The organism is Oleiharenicola sp. Vm1, from assembly GCF_047777955.1.
In the GTDB taxonomy this organism is placed as follows: Bacteria; Verrucomicrobiota; Verrucomicrobiia; order Opitutales; family Opitutaceae; genus Didemnitutus.
Map to the genome: position 1 here is coordinate 4,290,030 of NZ_CP180537.1, position 20,029 is coordinate 4,310,058.

13 protein-coding genes and 1 pseudogene are annotated in these 20,029 nt (G+C 67.9%); 4 read left to right on the forward strand and 10 right to left on the reverse strand.

Features of this window, described 5'->3' with window-relative positions:
* Positions 1 to 6 precede the first annotated feature (6 nt).
* The 3 genes from ACMYLB_RS20560 to ACMYLB_RS20570 all read right to left on the reverse strand — a co-directional run bounded on the left by ACMYLB_RS20560 (position 7) and on the right by ACMYLB_RS20570 (position 7,882).
* Positions 7 to 2,025, reverse strand: coding sequence for a prolyl oligopeptidase family serine peptidase (locus ACMYLB_RS20560; protein WP_415908812.1), 2,019 nt, complete (start codon positions 2,023 to 2,025; stop codon positions 7 to 9).
* Positions 2,026 to 2,199: 174 nt separating this feature from the next.
* The gene (locus ACMYLB_RS20565; protein WP_415908813.1) at positions 2,200 to 4,956 is read right to left on the reverse strand and encodes a TonB-dependent receptor domain-containing protein; all 2,757 of its coding nucleotides are present in this window, start codon (positions 4,954 to 4,956) and stop codon (positions 2,200 to 2,202) included.
* 238 nt (positions 4,957 to 5,194) lie between these two features.
* On the reverse strand, positions 5,195 to 7,882 hold the full coding sequence (locus ACMYLB_RS20570) for a TonB-dependent receptor (RefSeq protein ID WP_415908814.1): 2,688 nt from the start codon (positions 7,880 to 7,882) through the stop codon (positions 5,195 to 5,197).
* A 1,551-nt stretch (positions 7,883 to 9,433) separates the two neighbouring features.
* Between ACMYLB_RS20570 and ACMYLB_RS20575 the strand changes: the two genes are divergently transcribed.
* The 4 genes and pseudogenes from ACMYLB_RS20575 (at position 9,434) to ACMYLB_RS20590 (ending at position 12,974) form a co-directional block, all read left to right on the forward strand.
* Positions 9,434 to 10,150: a S9 family peptidase gene (locus tag ACMYLB_RS20575; protein ID WP_415911123.1), complete on the forward strand. Its 717-nt coding sequence runs from the start codon at positions 9,434 to 9,436 to the stop codon at positions 10,148 to 10,150.
* A 62-nt stretch (positions 10,151 to 10,212) separates the two neighbouring features.
* On the forward strand, positions 10,213 to 11,160 hold the full coding sequence (locus tag ACMYLB_RS20580) for a hypothetical protein (RefSeq protein ID WP_415908815.1): 948 nt from the start codon (positions 10,213 to 10,215) through the stop codon (positions 11,158 to 11,160).
* Positions 11,096 to 12,405 (forward strand): annotated as a pseudogene (gene fahA, locus ACMYLB_RS20585) (fumarylacetoacetase). Before ACMYLB_RS20580 ends, fahA begins: the two are co-directional and overlap by 65 nt.
* Before the next feature lie 95 nt (positions 12,406 to 12,500).
* Positions 12,501 to 12,974, forward strand: coding sequence for a YybH family protein (locus tag ACMYLB_RS20590; protein ID WP_415908816.1), 474 nt, complete (start codon positions 12,501 to 12,503; stop codon positions 12,972 to 12,974).
* Positions 12,975 to 13,082: 108 nt separating this feature from the next.
* Here the strand turns inward: ACMYLB_RS20590 and ACMYLB_RS20595 are convergent, their stop codons facing one another.
* From ACMYLB_RS20595 to ACMYLB_RS20625, 7 genes are all read right to left on the reverse strand, one after another.
* Positions 13,083 to 14,225 carry a 5-(carboxyamino)imidazole ribonucleotide synthase gene (locus ACMYLB_RS20595; RefSeq protein WP_415908817.1) on the reverse strand — a complete coding sequence of 381 codons (1,143 nt, stop codon included), beginning with the start codon at positions 14,223 to 14,225 and terminating at the stop codon, positions 13,083 to 13,085.
* Positions 14,226 to 14,311: 86 nt separating this feature from the next.
* Positions 14,312 to 14,797, reverse strand: coding sequence for a 5-(carboxyamino)imidazole ribonucleotide mutase (gene purE / locus ACMYLB_RS20600; RefSeq protein ID WP_415908818.1), 486 nt, complete (start codon positions 14,795 to 14,797; stop codon positions 14,312 to 14,314).
* A gap of 56 nt (positions 14,798 to 14,853) precedes the next feature.
* On the reverse strand, positions 14,854 to 15,057 hold the full coding sequence (locus tag ACMYLB_RS20605) for a hypothetical protein (RefSeq protein ID WP_415908819.1): 204 nt from the start codon (positions 15,055 to 15,057) through the stop codon (positions 14,854 to 14,856).
* 24 nt (positions 15,058 to 15,081) lie between these two features.
* The gene (locus ACMYLB_RS20610) at positions 15,082 to 16,575 is read right to left on the reverse strand and encodes an RDD family protein (RefSeq protein ID WP_415908820.1); all 1,494 of its coding nucleotides are present in this window, start codon (positions 16,573 to 16,575) and stop codon (positions 15,082 to 15,084) included.
* Between the two features lie 384 nt (positions 16,576 to 16,959).
* Complete coding sequence (locus ACMYLB_RS20615; RefSeq protein ID WP_415908821.1) at positions 16,960 to 17,556, reverse strand: hypothetical protein; 597 nt, start codon at positions 17,554 to 17,556, stop codon at positions 16,960 to 16,962.
* Positions 17,557 to 17,565: 9 nt separating this feature from the next.
* Positions 17,566 to 19,125: a sigma-70 family RNA polymerase sigma factor gene (locus tag ACMYLB_RS20620; protein WP_415908822.1), complete on the reverse strand. Its 1,560-nt coding sequence runs from the start codon at positions 19,123 to 19,125 to the stop codon at positions 17,566 to 17,568.
* Positions 19,126 to 19,150: 25 nt separating this feature from the next.
* On the reverse strand, positions 19,151 to 19,891 hold the full coding sequence (locus ACMYLB_RS20625) for an aspartate/glutamate racemase family protein (protein WP_415908823.1): 741 nt from the start codon (positions 19,889 to 19,891) through the stop codon (positions 19,151 to 19,153).
* Positions 19,892 to 20,029: the final 138 nt, after the last annotated feature.

The window sequence follows — 20,029 nt, forward strand, 5'->3', positions numbered from 1 at the left end:
GGACGCTCACGCGCCCGGCTTGGCGGGCATCTCGACCACGCGGACGTCGCCCGGCTTCGCCTCGGCCTTGCGCCCGTCGGCGGGCAGGTGCCGGGCGAGGAAGGCGTCGATGGCCTTGTAGAGCTTGATCGCGGCCTCGGCCTTTTCGAAGCCGTGGCCCTCGCTCTCCTCGAGAAGGATCTCGTAGGGCTTGCCGTGCTTCTTGAGCTGCGCCTCGAGCTCCTGCCACTGCTCGATCTCGACGCGCGGGTCGTTGCGGCCGTAGGCGTGGAAGGTGGGGACACGGACGTTGGCGATGAAGTTGACCGGCGAGCGCGAGCGCAGGAACTCGTCGCCCTCGCCCACCATCTTCACGTAGGCGGCGCGGGAGATCGGGTTGGTGCGGACGTCGTAGCGCGTGATGTATTTCAAGTCGGCGACGCCGACGATGTTGATGCCGAACTGGTAGAGTTCGGGCGTGGTGGTGACGCCGGCGAGCGTGGCGTAGCCGCCGTAACTGCCGCCCATGATGCCGATGCGCGCGGGATCCGCGATGCCCTGATCGACGGCCCATTTCACGCCGTCGGTGATGTCGTCCTGCATCTTCGCACCCCACTCGCGATCGCCGGCGTCCATGAAGGCGCGACCGTAGCCGCTGGAGCTGCGAAAATTCATCTGCAGGACGGCGTAGCCGCGGCTGGCGAGGAACTGCACCTGGCCGTTGTAGCCCCAGGAATCCCGCGCCCAGGGGCCGCCGTGCGGCAGCACGATGAGCGGCACGCGCTTGCCGTCGGAGCCGGCCGGGCGGGTGAGGTAACCCTGGATCGGCAGGCCGTCGCGCGCGGTGTAATTCACGATCTCCATCGGGCGCATCTGGTCGGCCTTGATCGCCGGGCGGACGGCGGAAAGCGGCTGCACCTGGAGGCCCTTCCCGCGCAGGTCGCCCAGATAGTAGAGCCCGGGCGTGCGGTCGGAATGGACCCGGAACAGGAAGCGCTTCTCGTCGAGGGAGACGGAGGTGATCGCCACCTCGTAGCCCTTGAATCCCTGCTCGAGGCCGGCCTGCAGGGCGCGCCATTTCTCGTCGAACCAGTGGATGTGCTCCTTGGCATCCTCCCAGCGCACCGCGACGAGCCGGGATCGATCGCGGGAGAAGAGGAGGTCCTGGATCTCGCCCGCCGGCGGGTCGAAGAGCACGCGGCCGAGCGCGCCGGTCTCGGGATCCATCTCCCGGAGCACGCCGCGGTCGTGCTCGGCGTAGGAAATGACGTAGGCGGTCTTGCCGTCTAGGCTGAGTGCCTCGACCTTGAGCGCGGGCGCGAGCGGGTCGAGTTCGCGCAGGGTGTGCCACGGCTGGCCGTTGGCGGTGCGCGAGCGGAGGAACCGCTTCGAGCCCTCGTAGAAGGAGGCGAGGCGGAGATTGCCCTCGCCATCGAAGAAATGATCGCTGCTGCCGCGCTCGAGCACGGTGAGCTGGAGGCGCTTGGCGGTCTCGACGTTGACCTGGTAAATGTTGGGGGTGGTGTTGCGCGGCACCGAGGGGGCGATGCGCGAGGGCTCCGACTCGGAGGTGTAGCCCAGGATGAGGATGTGATCGTCGCTCTTCGGGAAGGTGTCCTCAAGCGAGCCGAAGAAGAGCGAGAAGTCGTCGCGGCGGCGGCGCGATTCGAGGATGCGCTTCACGGTCTTGCCCTGGAGGTCGGTCGAGGCGAGGAGCGGCACCTCGTGGCCCTCGACGTTGGAGGTGAAGAGGAGGCGGTCGTTGCCCTTCCAGAAGACGCTGCGGATGTTCTCGTCGCTGAAGTGGACGACGACGCTCGTCTTGCCGTTGGTGGTGTCGAGGAGCGCGATGGAGTAGCGGCCGTTGTTGGGCGCGATCATCGCGATCTTGTTGCCGTCGGGCGAGAGCGCCATCTGGCGGATGGAGTTGTCGTCGAAGAAGGTCTCGACGGGGAGCAGCTCGCGGGCACCGAGGGCGGGCGCGAGCGAGGCGAGCAGGGTCAAACCGGCGACGAGCCGGAGCAGGCGTAAACCGGACAGCTTCATGGCGATCGGGGAGCGGGCGGACCGGCGCCGCGGCGGGGCGGGCGAGCCGATCGGGTGTCACGTGCGCAGCAGCGCGAGGTCGGATGCGGGCACGTTTTTCGGGTGAGGCGGATGGAAAAAAGCCGGGCCCCCGCGGGCCCGGCTGAAAGGTGAACCGAAGGGTTCGTCGTTCGCTCAGAACTTGTATTTCGCGGCGAAGTAGACGAAGCGGCCGATCGGGTCGTAGGTGTTGATGTCGTGGCTCTGGTTGCCTTCGGAAGCGGCGTAGGGCGGCTCCTTGTTGAAGACGTTGTTCACGCCCGCGGTGAGGCGGAGGCCCTGGAGCCACTTGTTGCCCCAGCCCTTGAAGTCGTAGCCGACCTGAAGGTCGATCGTCTGGTAGGAGCTGATCGCGTATTCGGTGGCGTTGGCGACGTCGTCGACGCTCGGGATCCAGGTGTGGGACAGGCCGACGTCGATGTCCTTGTAGTTCCAGGACAGGCGCGTGAACGTGCGGTAACGCGGATACACGCTGGTGCCCGAGAAGCTGTCGGCGTAGTTGAACGGCGCCGAGGTCGGGAGGGACTGGATGACGTAGCTGCGGATGTAGGTGCCGTTCACCTGGGCGCGGAAGACGCCCAGGGTCTTGCTGTCCCAGGTGTAGCTGGCGCTCACGTCCATGCCGTCCTGCCAGACGCCGGCGACGTTGACGAGCTGGTTGGTGATCCAGACTTCGTCGGACGGGCGGTTGGACATCTGGCCAGGGGTGGTGACGGCGGCGCCGTCGGCGAAGTGCGTCTCGCCGTTGAGCGAGGCGCCGAGGCGGACGAGCGAGGCGTAGGGCGAGGCGGTGCCGAGGCGCTCGACGGAGCTGACGATGAGGGAGGACGAGATCGTGGAGATCAGGTCGCGCTCATCGATGTTGAACCAGTCGGCGGAGAGCTCGAGGCCCTTGAACTTCTTGGGCGACCAGACGACGCCGGCGGTCCAGTTGCGGGACTCGGAGGGATTCAGCTTCGGGTTCGAGCCGGACTGCGAGCGATACTGGCGGGAGCCGGTGTTGACGTTGAGCGCATTGCCCGACGTGTCGTAGCGCGCGATGTTGATCGACGAGGTGAAGCCGACGGACACGGGCCCGAGGAGGTCATACAGGGTCGGAGCCGAGAAGGACTCCGAGTAGGTGGCGCGGATGGCGAGCTCGTCGTTGAACGGCAGCCAGCGGATGGTGTATTTCGGCACGGTCGGGTCGGACGTCTTGCTGTAGATGTCCTTGCGCATGGCGGCCGAGATCTCGAGGTAGTGGAGGCCGGGGAGTGCGTTGTTCTTGTCGAAGATCGGGGCGCGGACTTCGGCGAAGAAGCCATCGGTGTTCGAGCGCGCCGAGAACGGCTGGCGCGGGGTGGCCTGGAGCCACTGGCCGGTCTGGTCGTAGCGGTCGTTGTCGAACTTGAGGTGCTCCCAGCGCGTTTCGGCGCCGAAGCCCGCCGCGAGCGGGCCTGCGGGGAGGTTCATGAGCTCGCCGCTGACGCGAACGTCGAAGCCGTTGAGCTCGGAGACGTAGTCGCGGAAGCTGGTGCCGAGCATGGACTCGACGACACCGGGAGCCTGGACGCGGGCGAACGGATTGTAGGCGCCGCTGTTGGTGAGGTCGGTGTATTTGACCGCGTCGATCAGGTTCTTGTTACGGAAGTGCTGGATCGTGCGGTTGAAGGTGCCGGCAGCCTCGTAGGTCCAGGAGCTGCCGGAGATGCTGCCCTTGACGCCGACGACGCCGCGGACGCTGGTGGACTCCGCCTTGTAGATGCGGGGGAAGTTCACGAAGCGGTTGCGGGCGGTGACGGTGACGGCGAACGGGTTGTTCGGGTTGGACGCGGCAACGTTGCCGGACACGGGCTGGGCGTTCAGCACGGACTCGGTCTCAGTGATGGTGTAGATGAAGTCACCAAAGATGCGGGCGGAGTCGTTGAGCTGGTGGTCGACCGCGGCGGTGAAGCTGCGGCGCTCGGCCTTGAGCAGCATCGTGGGCTTCTCGGCGAGGTCGAAGTTCTGTGCGACCTGGTCCTGCGTGAGCGGGCCGGAATAGATGCCCTGCGCAACGATGTCCGCGAGCGAGAGGTCGAGGTTCTGCGCCGGGGCATTCAGGCCGGGCTTCAGGTAATAGAAGTCATTGCCGATGTTGACCGAGCCGGCGAACGACGGCGTGCGGAACTGGCCCTTGGCCCACTCGCGGTCCTTCTGGATGAGCGGATCGCTGAGCTTCCACTCGGTCGAGAGGGTGACGTTGGTCTTGCCGGAGCTGGCGCCCGCGACCGCGTAGTAGCTGCGCGTGGCCCAGTTCGTGTTGCCCGGGGCCCAGCCGTAGGTGCCGCCGACCTCAACGCCGTTGTAGTTGGTCTTGAGGATGACGTTGACGACGCCCGACACCGCATCGGAACCGTAGGTCGCCGAGGCGCCGTCGGAGAGGATCTCGATGCGCTCGACCGCGGCGACGGGGATGAGGCTGACGTCGACGAAGTTGCCGCCACCGGACGCGAGGACCGGGGAGACAGCCGCGCGGCGGCCGTTGATGAGCACGAGGGTGGCGCGGTTGCGCAGGGCGACCGCGGAGCCACCGTTCGTGGAGCCGGAGGAGATGTTGCCGTTGTCCGAACCCAGGTTGTTCGCGCCGTAGAAATACGGCTGGGTCTTCTTGAGCACCTGGAGGAGGTCGGTGTTGACGCCGGACTTCTCGATGTCCGTGGCCGTCAGGACCGTGATCGGAATGGCCGGGGTGTCGGCGGCCACCGGGATGAGGGAGCCGGTGACGACGAACTTGTCGAGTTTCAGGGGTTCGTCCTGCTTGTCTTTTTCGGAGGAAGCGGAGCCGGTCTGGGCCACCGCGACGGGGATCAGGCTAGCGCTCAGAAGCAGCGCCAGCGCCGACCGCATATTCCATGCGGAACGTGCGTTCATAGTTCGTTCGGTTGTGTTGCAGTTGTGTTAGAGCCGACCACGAGGTGCGCTCGTGCCAGCTAGGGTGTGGCTGGGAGCAATCCGGTGAGTGCTACCTGAGGCAAGTCAAAACACGTATTTTCCACGACAAATCACGCATATTCAAAGACAAGTGTAAGGCGTAACCCTACAAGATCTGCCCAAAACAAAGCGGCCGGGCGTAAGCCCGGCCGCTGAAGATCAGGAGACTAAGCGTCGCTTAGAACGCGTATTTGGCTTCGACGAAGAACAGGCGGCCGATCGGGTTGTAGGTGCCGATGTCCGCATTCGAGTCCGTGAAGGTGCCGCCGGCAATCGGGGGCATCTTGTTGAACACGTTGTTCACGCCAGCGCGGGCGGTGAGGCCGTTGAGCAGCTTCCACTCGGAGCCGAAGGTGTAGCTGGCCGAGATGTCGAACGCGTCGTAGGACTTCACGTCGATCGGGTAGCGATCGCTGCCGTCGCCGTTGACGTCCGTCACGCCGGGGATGTGCTGCCAACCGAGGTTGGCGCGCCAGTGACCGCGGCTCCACGCGAGCGAGCTGTAGCTCTGCCAGCGCGGGATGGTGCCGTTGGTGTTCGAAGCCAGGCCAACCGTCTCGAACGGATCGGTGCCGGGGAGGGACTGCACCGAGTAGGAGCTGTAGTAGCCGACCGACACCTGCGCGTCGAAGCGGCCCCACTGGTCGTGCTGGTAGTTGTAGTCGAGCTTGAAGTCGACGCCCTTGAGCTTCTGGCTGGCGATGTTGACCAGCGTGTCGGTGACGTAGATGTCGTCGATCGCGCTGTTGCCGATCTGGCCCTTGGCCGAGATGGCGGTGCCGCCGAAGCTGCCGATCTGCACGAAGCGGGCATAGGGCGAGGCGGAGCCGTTGAGCTCGACGTCCTGGAGGATCGTCGCGGCACCGATGGTCGAGATCAGGTCGACCTGCTTGATGTCGAAGTAGTCAACCGTGACGGAGAGGCCCTTGATCGCCTTGGGCGACCAGACGAAGCCGAAGGTGTAGTTCTTCGAGCGCGAGGGCTTGAGGTTCGGGTTCGCGCCGCTGCGGGCGTTGGCCTGACCGGTGATGGAGCCGCCGCCGAACTTGTCGAGCGAGAGCGAATCGGTGAAGCCGATGCCGCCCGGGCCGAACAGGTTGAAGAGCGTCGGAGCGGAGAAGGACTTCGAGTAGGTGGCGCGGATGAGGAGTTCCTCGTTCATCGGGCGCCAGCTGAGGGAGAACTTCGGCACGGTCGGGTCGTCGGTGTCGCTGTATTTCTCATAGCGGACCGCGGTGTCGAGCTCGAGGGAGTGGATGCCAGGGATGTTCTGGTTCGCACCGACGATCGGAACGCGGGCTTCCGCGAACATCGAGGAAACCGTGCGGCTCGAGTTGAACGGATCGAGGGTCGTGGCCGACTCCCAGCCGAAGGTGGCCGTCTGCGAGTAGACGTCGGACGTCTGCTTGAGGGTCTCGGTGCGGTATTCGCCACCCACGGCGAAGCCGACCGGGCCGCCGGGGAGCTCGAAGAGCTCGCCCGCGACGCGAGCGTCGTAGGTCGTGAGGGTGGAGGTGGCCTTGCCGAGCGCGGTGCCGAAGATGCCGGAGGCATCGACGGCGCCGGCCGCCTGCTGGCGGGCGGCGAGGTTGATGAGACCGCTGTCGACGGCGGCGGCGCGGTTGACCGCGTTCACGACGCCATTGTTGGTGTAGTTCTGGTCGACGATGTTCTTGTTCGCCGCGGTCTCCCACGTGAGCTTGTCGCCGATCTTGCCCTTGGCGCCGAGGATGCCGCGAATGGTCGTGGTATCGTAGTAGTATTGGCGGGGGTGATCGACGAAGCGGTTGCGGACGAGCATCGTCTGGTTCGTCGGATTCGACGGGCTGGTCGCCGCGACCACCGCCGAGATCGGCTGGGCGTTCAGCTGCGAGAAGGTGTTCGTCTGCGTGTAGAGCATGTCGCCGAAGAACGTCACGTCGTCGTTCACCTTGTGATCGAAGTTCAGCGTCGCGCTGTTGCGCTTGTTCTGCAGGATCATCGTGACGTATTCCGACAGGTTGAACGCGTATTGCTGTTCATTGCCGAGACCGCTGATCAGGTTCGAGGAGTTGACCTGGATGTAGATGCCCTGGGCGACGAGGGTGGCGAGGTCGGTGTGACCGGCCGGCGGCGCGTTGAGGCCGGGCTTGAGCACGTAGTAGACGTTCGGGATCGTGCGGGTGTTGACGACGCCGCCGAAGCTGGGCGTGCCGTAGCTCGGGTTCGAGAACGTGCGATCCTTGTTGAAGATCGGGTCGGTCTGGCTCGACTCGGCCGAGAAGGTGACGTTCGTCTTGTCGGAGCCGGCGCCGCCGACGACCGAGAACGAGCGTTCCTCATACTTGCCGGTGTTGCTGCTGAAGCCGTAGTGGGCGTTGATCTCCGCCCCCTTGTAGTCGCTCTTCAGGACGATGTTGACCACGCCCGCGACCGCGTCCGTGCCGTAGGTCGCCGAAGCGCCGTCCTGCAGGATGTCGATGCGCTGGATGGCGGCGATCGGGATGAGGTTCACGTCGACGTATTGGAAGCCGCCCGACGCCAGGATGGGGGCGTAGGCCATGCGGCGGCCGTTGACGAGGACGAGGGTCTGCGTGTTGCGGAACGCGACCTGCGAACCACCGCCGGTGGAACCGGACGAGATGTTCGCGTTCGAGTTGCCGAGGTTGCCGTTACCCGAGAATTGCGGGGCGGCCTTGCGCAGCACTTCGAGCACGTTGCTCGTGATGCCGGTGGCCTCAATGGCCTTGGTGTCGAGCGTCGTGACGGGCAGCGCGGTCTGCGTGCCGGCGAAGGGGATGTAGGAACCCGTGACCTCGAACTTGTCGAGCTTCAGGACCTTGTCATCCGCGGGCGCAGCGTTGGACGCCGCCGCCGTTTGAGCCAAACCTTGGGTAGCCAGGCTAACGCCGCCCATAAACAGGGCGAACGCCGCCAAGGACTTCCTTGGGGAGGAGTTCATAGTTCGTTCAGTTGTTGTGTTGTGTTGGTGAGACGCCACCGGGTGACCCGGCTGGCATCTCGCGCGTGGTTAGAACAACTTCACCGGAACGTAGCAAACCGATTCTGCAACTCACGCTAAACCCGGGGAATGCCCCACCGCCCAGGCTTGCCGCTCCGCCGGGCACCGTGCTTACTCCCCCGCACACACACTCGACAACATGACGAACCTGCTGCGTGCCCCTCGCTGCCTGGCTGCTGTCTGCAGCCTGCTTTTCACCCTCACGCTCCATAGTGCCGAACGGCCCCCGCTGATCCCGGTCGAGCAATTCTTCGCCGAGCCCGATCTGCGCTCCGTCCAGCTCGCGCCCGACGGCAAGCACCTCGCCTTCCTCACCACCCTCGGCACCGGCAAGGTCGGCATCGCACTCATGGATCTCGCCACGGGCAAGATCGAGCCGCTCGTCGCGGCGAAGGACGAAAACATCGACCGCTACTTCTGGAAGGGCCCCGACCACATCGTCTACACCGGCGACATCGGCGGCAACGAGTCGCCCGCCTACCGCTCCATCTCCCTGAGCAAGCGCCGCGTCGTCGCGCTCGCCGAATCCTACCGCGAGCGCTACGCCGACCGGGCAAACTGGGCGACGCTCATCAGCCCGCTCCCCTTCGACGAACGCCACCTGCTCATCTTCGGTCCCAAGGAAATCGGCAGCTACGACCCCAACCTCTACCTGCTCGACGTCGTCAACGGCACCCGCAGCACCGTCCCGATCAACGAGAACAAGATCGCCTCGTCCGACTACGTCGTCGACTGCGCCGGCGTCATCCGCGCCCGCACCCGCTACGACGGCCCGAGCGTCCTTTACGAGGTCCGCCGCGACGCCGAGAGCGGCTGGACCAAGGTCGCCGAATTCCCCTCCACCGACCCGCGCTGGACCTTCGAGGGCTTCGCCGCCGACAACCACACCCTCTACGTCCTCACCCGCGACAAGTCCGACACCCTCGAGCTCCACGCCCTCGACTGCCGCACCCTCCAGCTCGGACCCGCGCTCTTCCATCACCCCGAGGGCGACGTCACCGGCCTGGTCTTCTCCCGCGACCGCACCAAGCTCTACGGCGTCACCTACGAGACCGACCGCGAGCGCTACCACTGGTTCGACGCCGACCGCGCCAAGCTCCAGGCCCAGATCGACGCCACCCTCGCCGGCACGACCAACTTCGTCATCAGCACCAGCGACGACGAACAGCTTCTCGTCATCGTGGCCGTCAGCGACCGCGACCCCGGCACCTACTACCTGCTCGACCGCCGCGCCCCGCGGCTGATGGCCCTCGGCAAGATCAACCGCCATCTCTCGCCCGCGCAGATGCAGCCGATGGAGCCCGTCCAGTTCACCGCCCGCGACGGCCTCGTCATCCACGGCTACCTCACCCGCGCCGCCGGGGCCGCCGACCGGCCCGCCCCCTCATCATCAACCCCCACGGCGGCCCCTTCGGCATCCGCGACAGCTGGGGCTTCAACCCCGAGGTCCAGTTCCTTGCCAACCGCGGCTACTCCGTCCTCCAGATCAACTACCGCGGCTCCGGCGGCTACGGCTTCAAATTCCAGGAAGCCGGCAAACGCGAATGGGGCGGCAAAATGCAGGACGACCTCACCGACGGCGTGAAGTGGGCCGTCGCACAGAAGATCGCCGACCCCGCCCGCGTCGCCATCTACGGCGCCAGCTACGGCGGCTACGCCGCGCTCGCCGGCGCCACCTTCACCCCCGACCTCTACCGCTGCGCGGTCAACTACGTCGGCGTCTCCGACCTCGGCCTCATCACCAGCTGGGGCCGCGGCCGCTTCGACCGCTCCAGCGACGAGTTCTACCGCGAGTGGGTCGGCGACGATCCGCACTACAAGTTCGAGCGCTCCCCCGTGAATTTCGTCGACCGCATCAAGATCCCCACCCTCCACGCCTACGGCTTCAACGACCCACGCGTCCAGATCGACAACTGGAAGCGCCTCGAGCCGAAACTGAAGCAGTTCGGCAAGACCTACGAGATCCTCATCGAGGGCAACGAGGGCCACGGCTTCGCCAACGAGAGCTCGCGCGTGACCTTCTACCGCAAGCTCGAGTCCTTCCTCGCCCGCTACCTCGCCGGCGACGCCACCGCCTCCGCCCAACCCGGACCGCTGCGCGTCGTCGAGATGCCGGCGAAGGACAAGCCCTGAGCCGAAAACCCTAACGCTCGCCGGTTGACTCGCCTGCGCCGCACTTCAAGCGTCGGCGGCGCATGTCCGCGGTCTCGTCGTTGCTCGGGTCAGTGGTCGACTACGCCGGCCTTTTCCCGCCGGCGCAGCTCGCCATGGCCGACGCCGTCCGCAACCACGCCGCCTACCTCGCCGGCCCCCACCGCACGATGCTCGGCCGCTTCGTGGTGCCGCTCGCGCGCCTCGCGGAATTCGAGGCCGCCCACGCCGCCCTGCCCGCCGCCGCCCGCCCCGGCTGGCAGCTGAGCGTGATCGCCGGCGCCGATTCCAATCCCGCCGCCGATGCTGCCGCGATCGCCGCCTTCCACACCCGCCAGCCGGAGGCGTGCGTCGTCTCGATCGAGAACAAGGCGACCAACCTGGAAGAAGTCACCCGTTCCACCGCGCCCTTTGCCGACGCCAGCGAAGTCTGGGTCGAGCTCCCGGCCGCGCATCCCGGCCTGCCCGACCTGCTCGCCGCCGTCCGCGCCGCGCGCCGCGGCGCCAAGCTCCGCACCGGCGGCATCACGCCCGAGTCCTTCCCCGCGCCCGCCGACGTGTTGCGCTTCCTGCGCGCGTGCCACCGCGCCGGCGTCGTCATGAAGGCCACCGCCGGCCTGCACCACCCGCTGCGCGGCGCCTACCGGCTCACCTACGCGCCGGGCAGCCCGAGCGGCCGGATGTTCGGCTTCCTCAATGTCTTCCTCGCCGCCGCGCTCGTCCACACCGGCGGCTCCGACACCGACGTGCTCGCGCTGCTCGACGACGGCGACGCGCGCCACTTCGTCGCCGCGCCGGACGCGCTCGCGTGGCGCGGGCACCGTTTCACCGCCCCCAACTCGACGCCACCCGCCGCACCCTCTGCCGCTCGTTCGGCTCGTGCTCGTTCACCGAGCCGCTCGAGGGCCTGCAGGAACTTCGCTGGTTATGAGCCTGAACTTCACCCACGACCCCGCCCGGCGCAGCTGGGTGGAATCGGCCAATCTCCCTGACGCGGACTTCCCGCTGCAGAACCTGCCCTACGGTGTCTTCCGCACCAGCGGCAATCCCACGCGCCGCCTCGGCGCCGCCATCGGCGACCGCATCGTCGACCTGCACGCCGCCGCGGCCGCCGGCCTCCTGCCGGAAAACCTCCTGGCCGCCTGCCAGCAGCCGACCCTCAACGCCCTCATGGCGCTCGGCGCGCCGGCCTGGTCCGCGCTCCGCGCCCGCCTGAGCGAATTGCTCGACGCCGCGAATCCGCTCGCGGAGCTGCGCCAGCGCGTCGAGACCTGCCTCGTGCCGATGCGCAGCGCGACGCTGCTGCTGCCCGCGCAAATCGGCGACTACTCCGACTTCTACGCCTCGATCCACCACGCCACCAACGTCGGCTCGATGCTGCGGCCCGACAATCCGCTCCTGCCGAACTACAAGTGGGTGCCCATCGGCTACCACGGCCGCGGCTCGTCGATCGTCGCCAGCGGCACCGCCATCCGCCGCCCGCACGGCCAGCTCAAGGCCGCCGACGCCGCCGCGCCCGTCTTCGGCCCGTGCCGGAACCTCGATTACGAGCTCGAGATCGGCGCCTTCGTCGGCCCGGGCAACGCGCTCGGCGAGCGCCTGCCGCTCTCCGCCGCGCCGCAGCAGCTCTTCGGCCTCGTGCTGCTCAACGACTGGTCCGCGCGCGACATCCAGACCTGGGAATACCAGCCGCTCGGGCCGTTCCTCGCGAAGAATTTCGCCAGCACGATCTCGCCCTGGGTCGTCACGCTCGAGGCGCTCGCGCCGTTCCGCGTCCCCGCGATGGCGCGCCCGGCCAGCGACCCCGCGCCGCTGCCCTACCTCGTCGACCATTACGACGCCACCCACGGCGGCCTCGACCTCACGCTCGAGGTCTGGCTGCTCACCGCCAAGATGCGCCTCGCCGGCGACACGCCCCACCGGATCTCGCGCGGCAAGTTCACCGAGATGTATTGGACGCTCGGCCAGATGCTCGCCCACCACGCCAGCAACGGCTGCAACCTCTCCCCGGCGACCTGCTCGGCAGCGGCACCGTCTCCGGCCCGACCCGCGACTCGCGCGGCTGCCTCCTCGAATACACCTGGCGCGGCACCGACCCGCTGCGCCTGCCCAACGGCGAGGAGCGCAAGTTCCTCGCCGACGGCGACGAGGTCATCCTGCGCGGCTACGCCGAGCGTCCCGGCGCCCGGCGCATCGGCCTCGGCGAGTGCCGCGGCCTGGTCATGCCCGCCGCCTGAGCACATCACCGCGCCGCCGGCACGCTTCGTCCCGCCCCGCCATCGCCGCGTCGCAACCCGCTCGCCGCGCCGCATCCCCCGTCCACGCTCTCCGCATGAAGAAACTGCTCCCGCTCCTGCTCCTGTTCGTGACCGCCTCGCTCGCCTCCGCGGCGGTCGACAAGCAACAACTCAAGCAAGAGGTCGCCGCGCTGGAGGACCAATTCTGCCGCATGGCGAAGGAAAAGGGCATCCTCGCCGCGTTCCAGCACTTCGCCGCCCCGGACGTCGCCTTCATCGACACCGACCCGCGCCAGTTCCGCGGCCCCGCCGCCGTGCTCCAGCGCATGGGCCCGGACAAGCCCGGCGTCTCCCTCACGTGGTCAGCCGCGTTCACCGACGTTTCCGACGACGGCACGCTCGCCTACAACTACGGCCGCTACGAGCTGCACGCGCCCGGTCCCGACGGCAAGGAAGTCACGCGCACCGGCTGGTTCCTCACCATCTGGAAACGCCAGCCCGACGGCTCGTGGCGCTACGTGATGGACAACGGCGCGCCCGACAAGCCGGTCGCCCCCAAGAAAAACTGAGCGGGCGCCACGCGCTCATTGGCGGGCGGGGTCGCCGAACCCCGCCTTGGACGGGGAGGATCAACTCTCGCGGCGGGATTAGGCGACTCCGCGCGACCGCGCCAGCGTTCAGAGCCGCGCCTTGTATTTCTGCGCCAGCTCGAACGCCATCTCGGCGTCGCGCGCCGTGACGGTGAAGTGTCCCATCTTGCGGCCGATCCGCGGCTCCTCCTTGCCGTAGAGGTGCAGGCGGACGTTGGGCTGCGCCAGCAGCGCGTCCCAGTTCGGATCGCCGGCGAGCTTGCCGTCCGCGCTCCACTTCCACGCATCGCCGAGGATGTTCACCATCACGACCGGCGAGAGCAGCGTCACCGCGCCGAGCGGCAGGCCGCAGATCGCGCGCACCTGCTGCTCGAACTGCGAGGTCATGCACGCGTCGATGGTGTAGTGGCCGCTGTTGTGCGTGCGCGGGGCGAGCTCGTTGATCAGGACGTCGCCGGACTTCGTGACGAAGAACTCCACGCCGAGCACGCCGACGAGGTCGATTTTCTCGGCGACGAGCCGCGCGAGCTTCTCCGCCTTGGCCAGCACCTCGGCCGGGACGCGCGCCGGCACGATCGAGAAATCCAGGATGTGGTTCGTGTGGATGTTCTCGGCAATCGGGAACACCCGCACCGCCGCGCTCGCCGAGCGGGCGACGACGGCGGAGACCTCGCAGGCGAAGTCGACGAACTGCTCGATCACGACCGGGTGGCCGGCGAATTTCTTCAGCGCCGCGGGCACGTCGGCCTCGGTCATGACCTTCAGCTGGCCCTTGCCGTCGTAACCGAAGTCCGCGGTCTTCACCACGCACGGCACGCCGACTTCGCGGATGCCCGCGGCGAGATCGCCGTCGGCGGCGAATTCGGCGAAGCGCGCGTGCGGAAAGCCGTGGTCGCGCAGCCAGCGCTTCTCGCGCGAGCGGTTCTGCGTCGTCTCGAGCACGCTCCAGTGCGGCCGCAGCTGGGTGAGCGCCTCGATGTGCTTCAACGGCGCGGCGGGGACGTTCTCGAACTCGTAGGTCACGACGTCGCACCCGCGCGCGAAGGCCGCCAGCGCGGCGAGGTCCTCGTAGGGCGCGTTGACCTCCTGGTGCGCCACGGCACCGGCCGGGCAGTTGGCCTGCGGCTCGTAGACGTGGATGCGGTAGCCGAGGCGCGTCGCCGCGTGCGCGAGCATCCGGCCGAGCTGGCCGCCGCCGAGGACGCCGATGGTGGAACCGGGAGAAAGCATATCAAAAGCTCAGAGCTGAGAGTCTAGAGTCGCAAGCCCGCTGTTCGGCTCTGGGCTCTGAGCTCTTGGCTCTCAGCTTGTCTTGCTCAGGGCAGCTTCGTTTTCAGCACCTTCTTCGTCTGCGCCGTGCGAAAATCCTGCCACGCGCGCTTCGTCTTCGCGTCCGACTGCGCGAGCAGCGAGGCGGCGAAGAGCGCGGCGTTGATCGCGCCGGCCTTGCCGATCGCGAACGTCGCCACCGGCACGCCGCCGGGCATCTGGGCGATGGAGAGGAGCGAATCGAGGCCCTGGAGCGCCTTCGACTCCACCGGCACGCCGAGCACCGGCAGCGTCGTGAGCGAGGCGGTCATGCCCGGCAGGTGCGCCGCGCCGCCCGCGCCGGCGATGATGAGCTTGAGGCCGCGGCGCTCGGCCGACTCGGCGTAGCTGACCATGAGCTTCGGCGTGCGATGCGCGCTGACGACGCGCTTCTCGAAGGGGACGCCGAGCGCCTCGAGCTGCGCGGCAGCGTGCTGCATCGTCTCCCAGTCGGAGGAGCTGCCCATGATGATGCCGACGAGTGGTTTTGCCATGAGGCGCCTAGCTATCGGCGGTCGGCGCGCCGCTGTCAGCCCCGAAATCTTCTAAGTCACGGACGGCCGCCCAGGAGCCGCGCGGGCAGGAAAAACAGGGCCTTCACCAGCGCCAGCACCCCGCCGATCGCCGCGCCGGCCAGCCGGAAGGGCAGCGCGACCAGCCAGACGAGCGGCGCCAGGACGAGCGCGAGCAGCGCCAGCGGCCAGCAGAGGATGAAGAGCACGCACCAGACGAAGAAGGTGAGGATCGTGGTCATGGTGCGGACCGGGACGGCGGTGGCTCAGAGCAGCGAGATGCCCTTCGGGACGCGAACGATGGTCGTGCCGGCGATCTTGTCGTGCCAGCTCTGCTTCTCGTCGTCGAATGCGACCCAGATGAAACCGAGGCCGGCGCAGAAGAACGAGAGGAAGGCGGAGAGCGCGCGCACCACGGCCACGCCCCAGTCGATCTCGCGATCGTCGAGGCGCACGACCTTCAGGCCGCACACGACGCCGCCGATGGTGGTGCCCTTGAGCTTCCACATCACGGCGCTGTAGGCCGCGAGCGTGACGAAGAGCGGGGCCGGACCGCGGCTCATGAAGCTCAGCACGCCGAGCGTGAGGGCGATGATCATGAAGTCGAGGAACGCCGCCGCGACGCGGATCCAGAATCCGGCGCGCGGCAGGGTGGCGGCGGAGAACGCCGGCACGGCCGCGGCGCCGTAGACGGGCGGGACGGGCTCCGGCGCCGGCGCGACCGGGGGCGGTTCGACCACGGGCGTCGCGGTGGCGCCGAAGCCGGCGCTTTGCGCGGGCATCGGCGGCGTGGCCGCCCCGAAGGTCGTCGCCGCCGGCGCCGCGGGAGCGGCGAAGCTCGGGGCGACCGCCGCCGCGGCGGCAACCGGCGCGGGCTTGGGCGGGCGGCTGCTCTTCATCGAGAGGGCGATCGTGTAGATCACGGCGCCGGTGCCGAGGATGCCGAAGATGGCGCGGATGATGAAGCCGCCGACCGGGATGGTGTAGAGCAGCATCGTGACGACGCCGCCGATGAACACGGTGAAGAAGGCGTGCGAATACGCGCCGTCGCCGATGAGCTTGGTGAAGCGCCGGCCGAGCCAGGCAAGCACGGTGGCCTTGCCGAAGAGCCCGGCGAAGAACAGCGCCATGGCGAGAAAGGGGATGACCACGACGCCGATGCCGGTGATGGCGAGCAGCACGATGAGGATCGGGCTGAGCAGCATGGCCAGCAGCGCGGCGAGGAGCGTGCCGCCGGGGCGTTGCTCCAGCGTCTCGGCGCAGCGGTCGATGCCCTTCGGGAAGAGCAGCGCGAGGAGCGCGTAGAAGGCGAGGAAGCAGGCGGCGACGCCCCAGGCCCAGCCGAGGTGTTCGCCGAAGCCGAGCGGGCGGCCCCAGAGCAGGCACTTGCTCACCCAGGCGCGCAGCCACTCGAAGCCGCCGAAGGGACCGAAGCCGCCGATCTGCTCGACGCCGCCGTGGATGACGGAGCCGGGCTCGCGGATCACGCGGCCGAGCACGCAGACGACCTGGTCGCCGACCTCGGCGTTGGGCCCGAGAATGACGTCGCCGAGCACGGCCACGACCGTGCCTTTGACTTTTCCGTTCACTCGCGTCGTGCCGAGGATCGAGACGGCCGCGTCGCCGACGGTGCCGTTCACGGTCGTGTCGCCGTGGATCGAAACCGCCGCGTCGAGGACGGTGCCGTCGACGGTGGTGTCACCCATGATCGAGACGGCCTGCTGCCACTCGCCGCCGGCGGGCACGGTGTGGCTGCCCATCTCGGCGCGCTCGATGCCGTTGGCCGGGCCGGTGCCGCGCGGGCGCTTGGCCTTCTTGGCCTTGACCGGCTTCTGGTCTTTCGACTCTGCGGACGGCGCGAGCTCGCGCAGCGGCGCCTCGTCGGTCTTGGTGACCTCCGCGGCGGGCGCGGGCTCCTCGGACTTCTGGGAGGCCTCGGCCGGCGCGACCGCGGGGATTTCTCCTTCTCGTCGGTGGGGGCGACGGCTTGGTCGGCGGGCTGGGCGGGTTCGACGGTGGCAGGTTTCTCCGGCGCGGGGGCGGGCGGAGGGGCCTCCTGCGCACGGAGCGCCGGCAGGGTTGCCAGCGCGAGCGCAAGCCAGAGGGTAAGCAGGCGGAAGCGGGTCTGGTTCATGGGAGGCAAATCAATTGGGCCGGTAGAGCGCGCGATAGGCGACGGCGCCGAGGCCGAAGAAGGCGACATACATCGTGGCGAGGAACGCGAGGCCGCCGTAGAGCCACAGCGACGGGATGGCGCCGACCTGCGCGCCGACGAAGTCGACGGTCCAGGCGGCGGCGTGCCACAGTTTGGTGAAGAGGCTGAGGCGCTCGCCGGCCTCGGCGGCGACCTTTTCCGGATTCACGCCGGAGAGCAGGGAGTAGGAGGCGGCGACCGCGGTGCCGGCGAACGCCGTGGCGACGAACGCGAACGCGGCCTTCACGGCCGCCGGCCAGTAGCTCCAGCTCTTGTGCCACCAGGCGACCTGGCTGCGCTGCTCGATGGCGGCGAAGACGCGGGCCTCGAGCGTGCGCGGGGCCCGGCGCGGCGGCAGGGCGCGGAGTTCGCGGTGGACGAGCTGCTCGAGCTGCGCGGGCGAGAGCGCGGCGGAGGTCTGGCGGGCGGCGAGCTTGGCCTGGAAACGCGCCTCGAAGCCCTCGGGCGCCTTGCGCGACGGGAGCGCGCGGAGCTCGCGGTGGATGAACTGCTCGAGTTCGTCAGGATTCATTTTCTCGGGATTCATGACGCGCGCTCAGGGTTGGAAGGTTTCGTGGGTGGCCACGCGGCGGACGAGGATCTTGGCGAGGGCCTCGCGGGCGCGGAGGATGTCGGTCTTCACCTTGGAGAGGGAGACGCCGAGCTTCTTGGCGATGTCCTCGTAAGGCATGTCTTCGAAATGGAACAGGACCAGCGGCACGCGCTGGTGCGGCGGGAGCTTCTCCAGCGCGAGCTCGATCAGCTCGCGGCGCTCCATCGAGTCGACGCCGTGGAAGAACGTGTCGGGCGCGGCGAACTCGACCTCCTTCTCCTCGCCCTCGTCGCTGCGGTGGACGAGGTCGGAGAAGAAGCTCCAGCGCTTCTTGTAGCGCTGGATGTGGTTGATCGACATGTTGGTCGCGACCGTCTTGAGCCAGCCGCCGGCGGTCGGGCTGCCGGCGAGCTTTTCCCAGTGTTCGTGCGCCTTGATAAAGACCTCCTGGGCAATGTCCTCCGCTTGCGTCTCATTGCCGATGAGACGCACGGCGGTGGAATAGACCATGTCTTGGTAGTTGCGCATGAAGGTCGTGAAATCGGTCGGAGCGGCTACTTGCGGCAAAGCGTCAGTGGTGTGCACCGGTGGATCATCGTTCTTCCCCACCACCCCGTTGGAGGGCTCCGAGTCGCAGTTTTTCTTCGCTGGCGCAGGCTCCACGGTCCTCACCCGGGCGAATTGCGCCTGGATATCGGCCGCCGTTTGATGGGTCGAAGCCGCCCCGGCCGGCCCCGCCGCGTGCAGTTCATTCACAAGTGATTGCCGTTGAGAAAATAGCTTACTCGCGCGATCACGGGCGGACTCCACCTGGCGCGGCTTCAAACCGAGGCGACCGAGTTTGGCGGGCGTCACGCCCCAATGCCGGATTTCGCCGGGCAACCCGCCGCGGTCGTCCGCCACCAGCGTCGAAGCGAGGTTGAGCAGACACGCGAGTGCCGGAGCGTCCGTCTGCTCCGGCGGGCAATAATGCCCGCGGATGCCCGCCACCACGTCGTCCGGGAAGCGCCATTCCTCCAGGATCATGCCGGCGATCTCCGGACTGCCGAGGCCGAAGAGCTTCGCCTCCCAGCCGAGATAGTCGCCATCCCGCACCGGATGCCACACGGCCGCGGGCACCTGGGCCTGCGCCAGCCGGTCGCAAACGAACAAGCCGACCGCGCGCATCAGGCCCGCCGTGTAGGCGGCGCGCTCGTCCATCTTGCACTCCCGAGCCAGCTGTTCGCACACAATGGCGGTCTTCAGCACGTGCGTGCGCAACTCGACCGCCTCGATGCCGTAGCTCTTCAACTCGGCGTCCGCCAGCTGTTCGCTCGCGATCAAGCCGACGAGTTGGAAGATTTCCCGGTAACCGAGCCGCGCCACCGCCTCCTCGACCGACGCCGTGCGCTGCTCGCCGCGGAACACCGCGCTGTTGCTCATGCGCAGCAGCCGGGCCGCGAGCGAGGTGTCGCGCTTCACCAGCTCCGCGACCTCGTCGAGCGGACACTCGGGATCGCGCAACCGCCGACCCAGCTCGGCGAAAATGCGCGGGGCCGCCGGCATCGAGGCGGCGGTCTCCATGATTCTCTCCCGGATCTTCATAGTTTCACGTGCGGTGCGAGCCGGCCGATTTGTCTTTCATCAACCAGCGGGCAGCAGCGAGCGCATGGACCTCGGTGCTGTCGAAGATAGGTTCATGGAAATCATCGGGTTTTAGCAAGAGTCCAAGTTCCGACGACCCCAGCACGATCGCCTGCGCGCCCTGGGCGCGCAGCTCGCCGGCGAGCCGCAGCAGTGTCTCGCGCGACGACTCGCGCACGATGCCGCGGCAGACCTCGCCGTAGATGATGCGGTCGAGCTCGTCCAAATCGCGCGCGTGCGGCTGGAAAACGGTGATCGGCCGCCGCGGCCGGCCGGGCTCGGGCTTGTCCTTCGGGCGCTCGAGCAGGAAGTCATGTTCGAGGGTGAAACGTGTGCCCAGCAGCCCGACGCGCGTGACGCGGGCGGCGCGCAGCTCCTTCAGCACGGCATCGCCGAGGTGCAGCAGCGGGATGTCGACCGCCGCCTCGACGTGCTCCGCGACGTAGTGCATGAGGTTCGAGCAGATCACGACGCCGTCGGCGCCGGCCGCCTCGAGCCTGCGCGCGGCCTCGGCCAGCATGGCGCCGGCGTCGTTCCAGCGATTCTCCTTCACCAGCGTGTCGAGCGCCTGGAACTCGAGGCTGTCGATCAGCATCCGCGCCGTGTAGAGGCTGCCGAAGCGGCTGCGGACGGTCTCGTTGATCAGCCGGTAATAGAGGGCGGTCGACTCCCAGCCGATGCCGCCGATGAGGCCGAGGCAGTTCATGCAGGTGCGAAGGGGCGCATAGCCATCGTATATCGCTCATCGGATGCCGCCTCCTCCACGATGGCAAGCGGCGAGAAGAAAACGATTTTCTTACAATTAGAAGTCGTGAACGCGCCATTTTTAGGCCGCGGCCCGGTT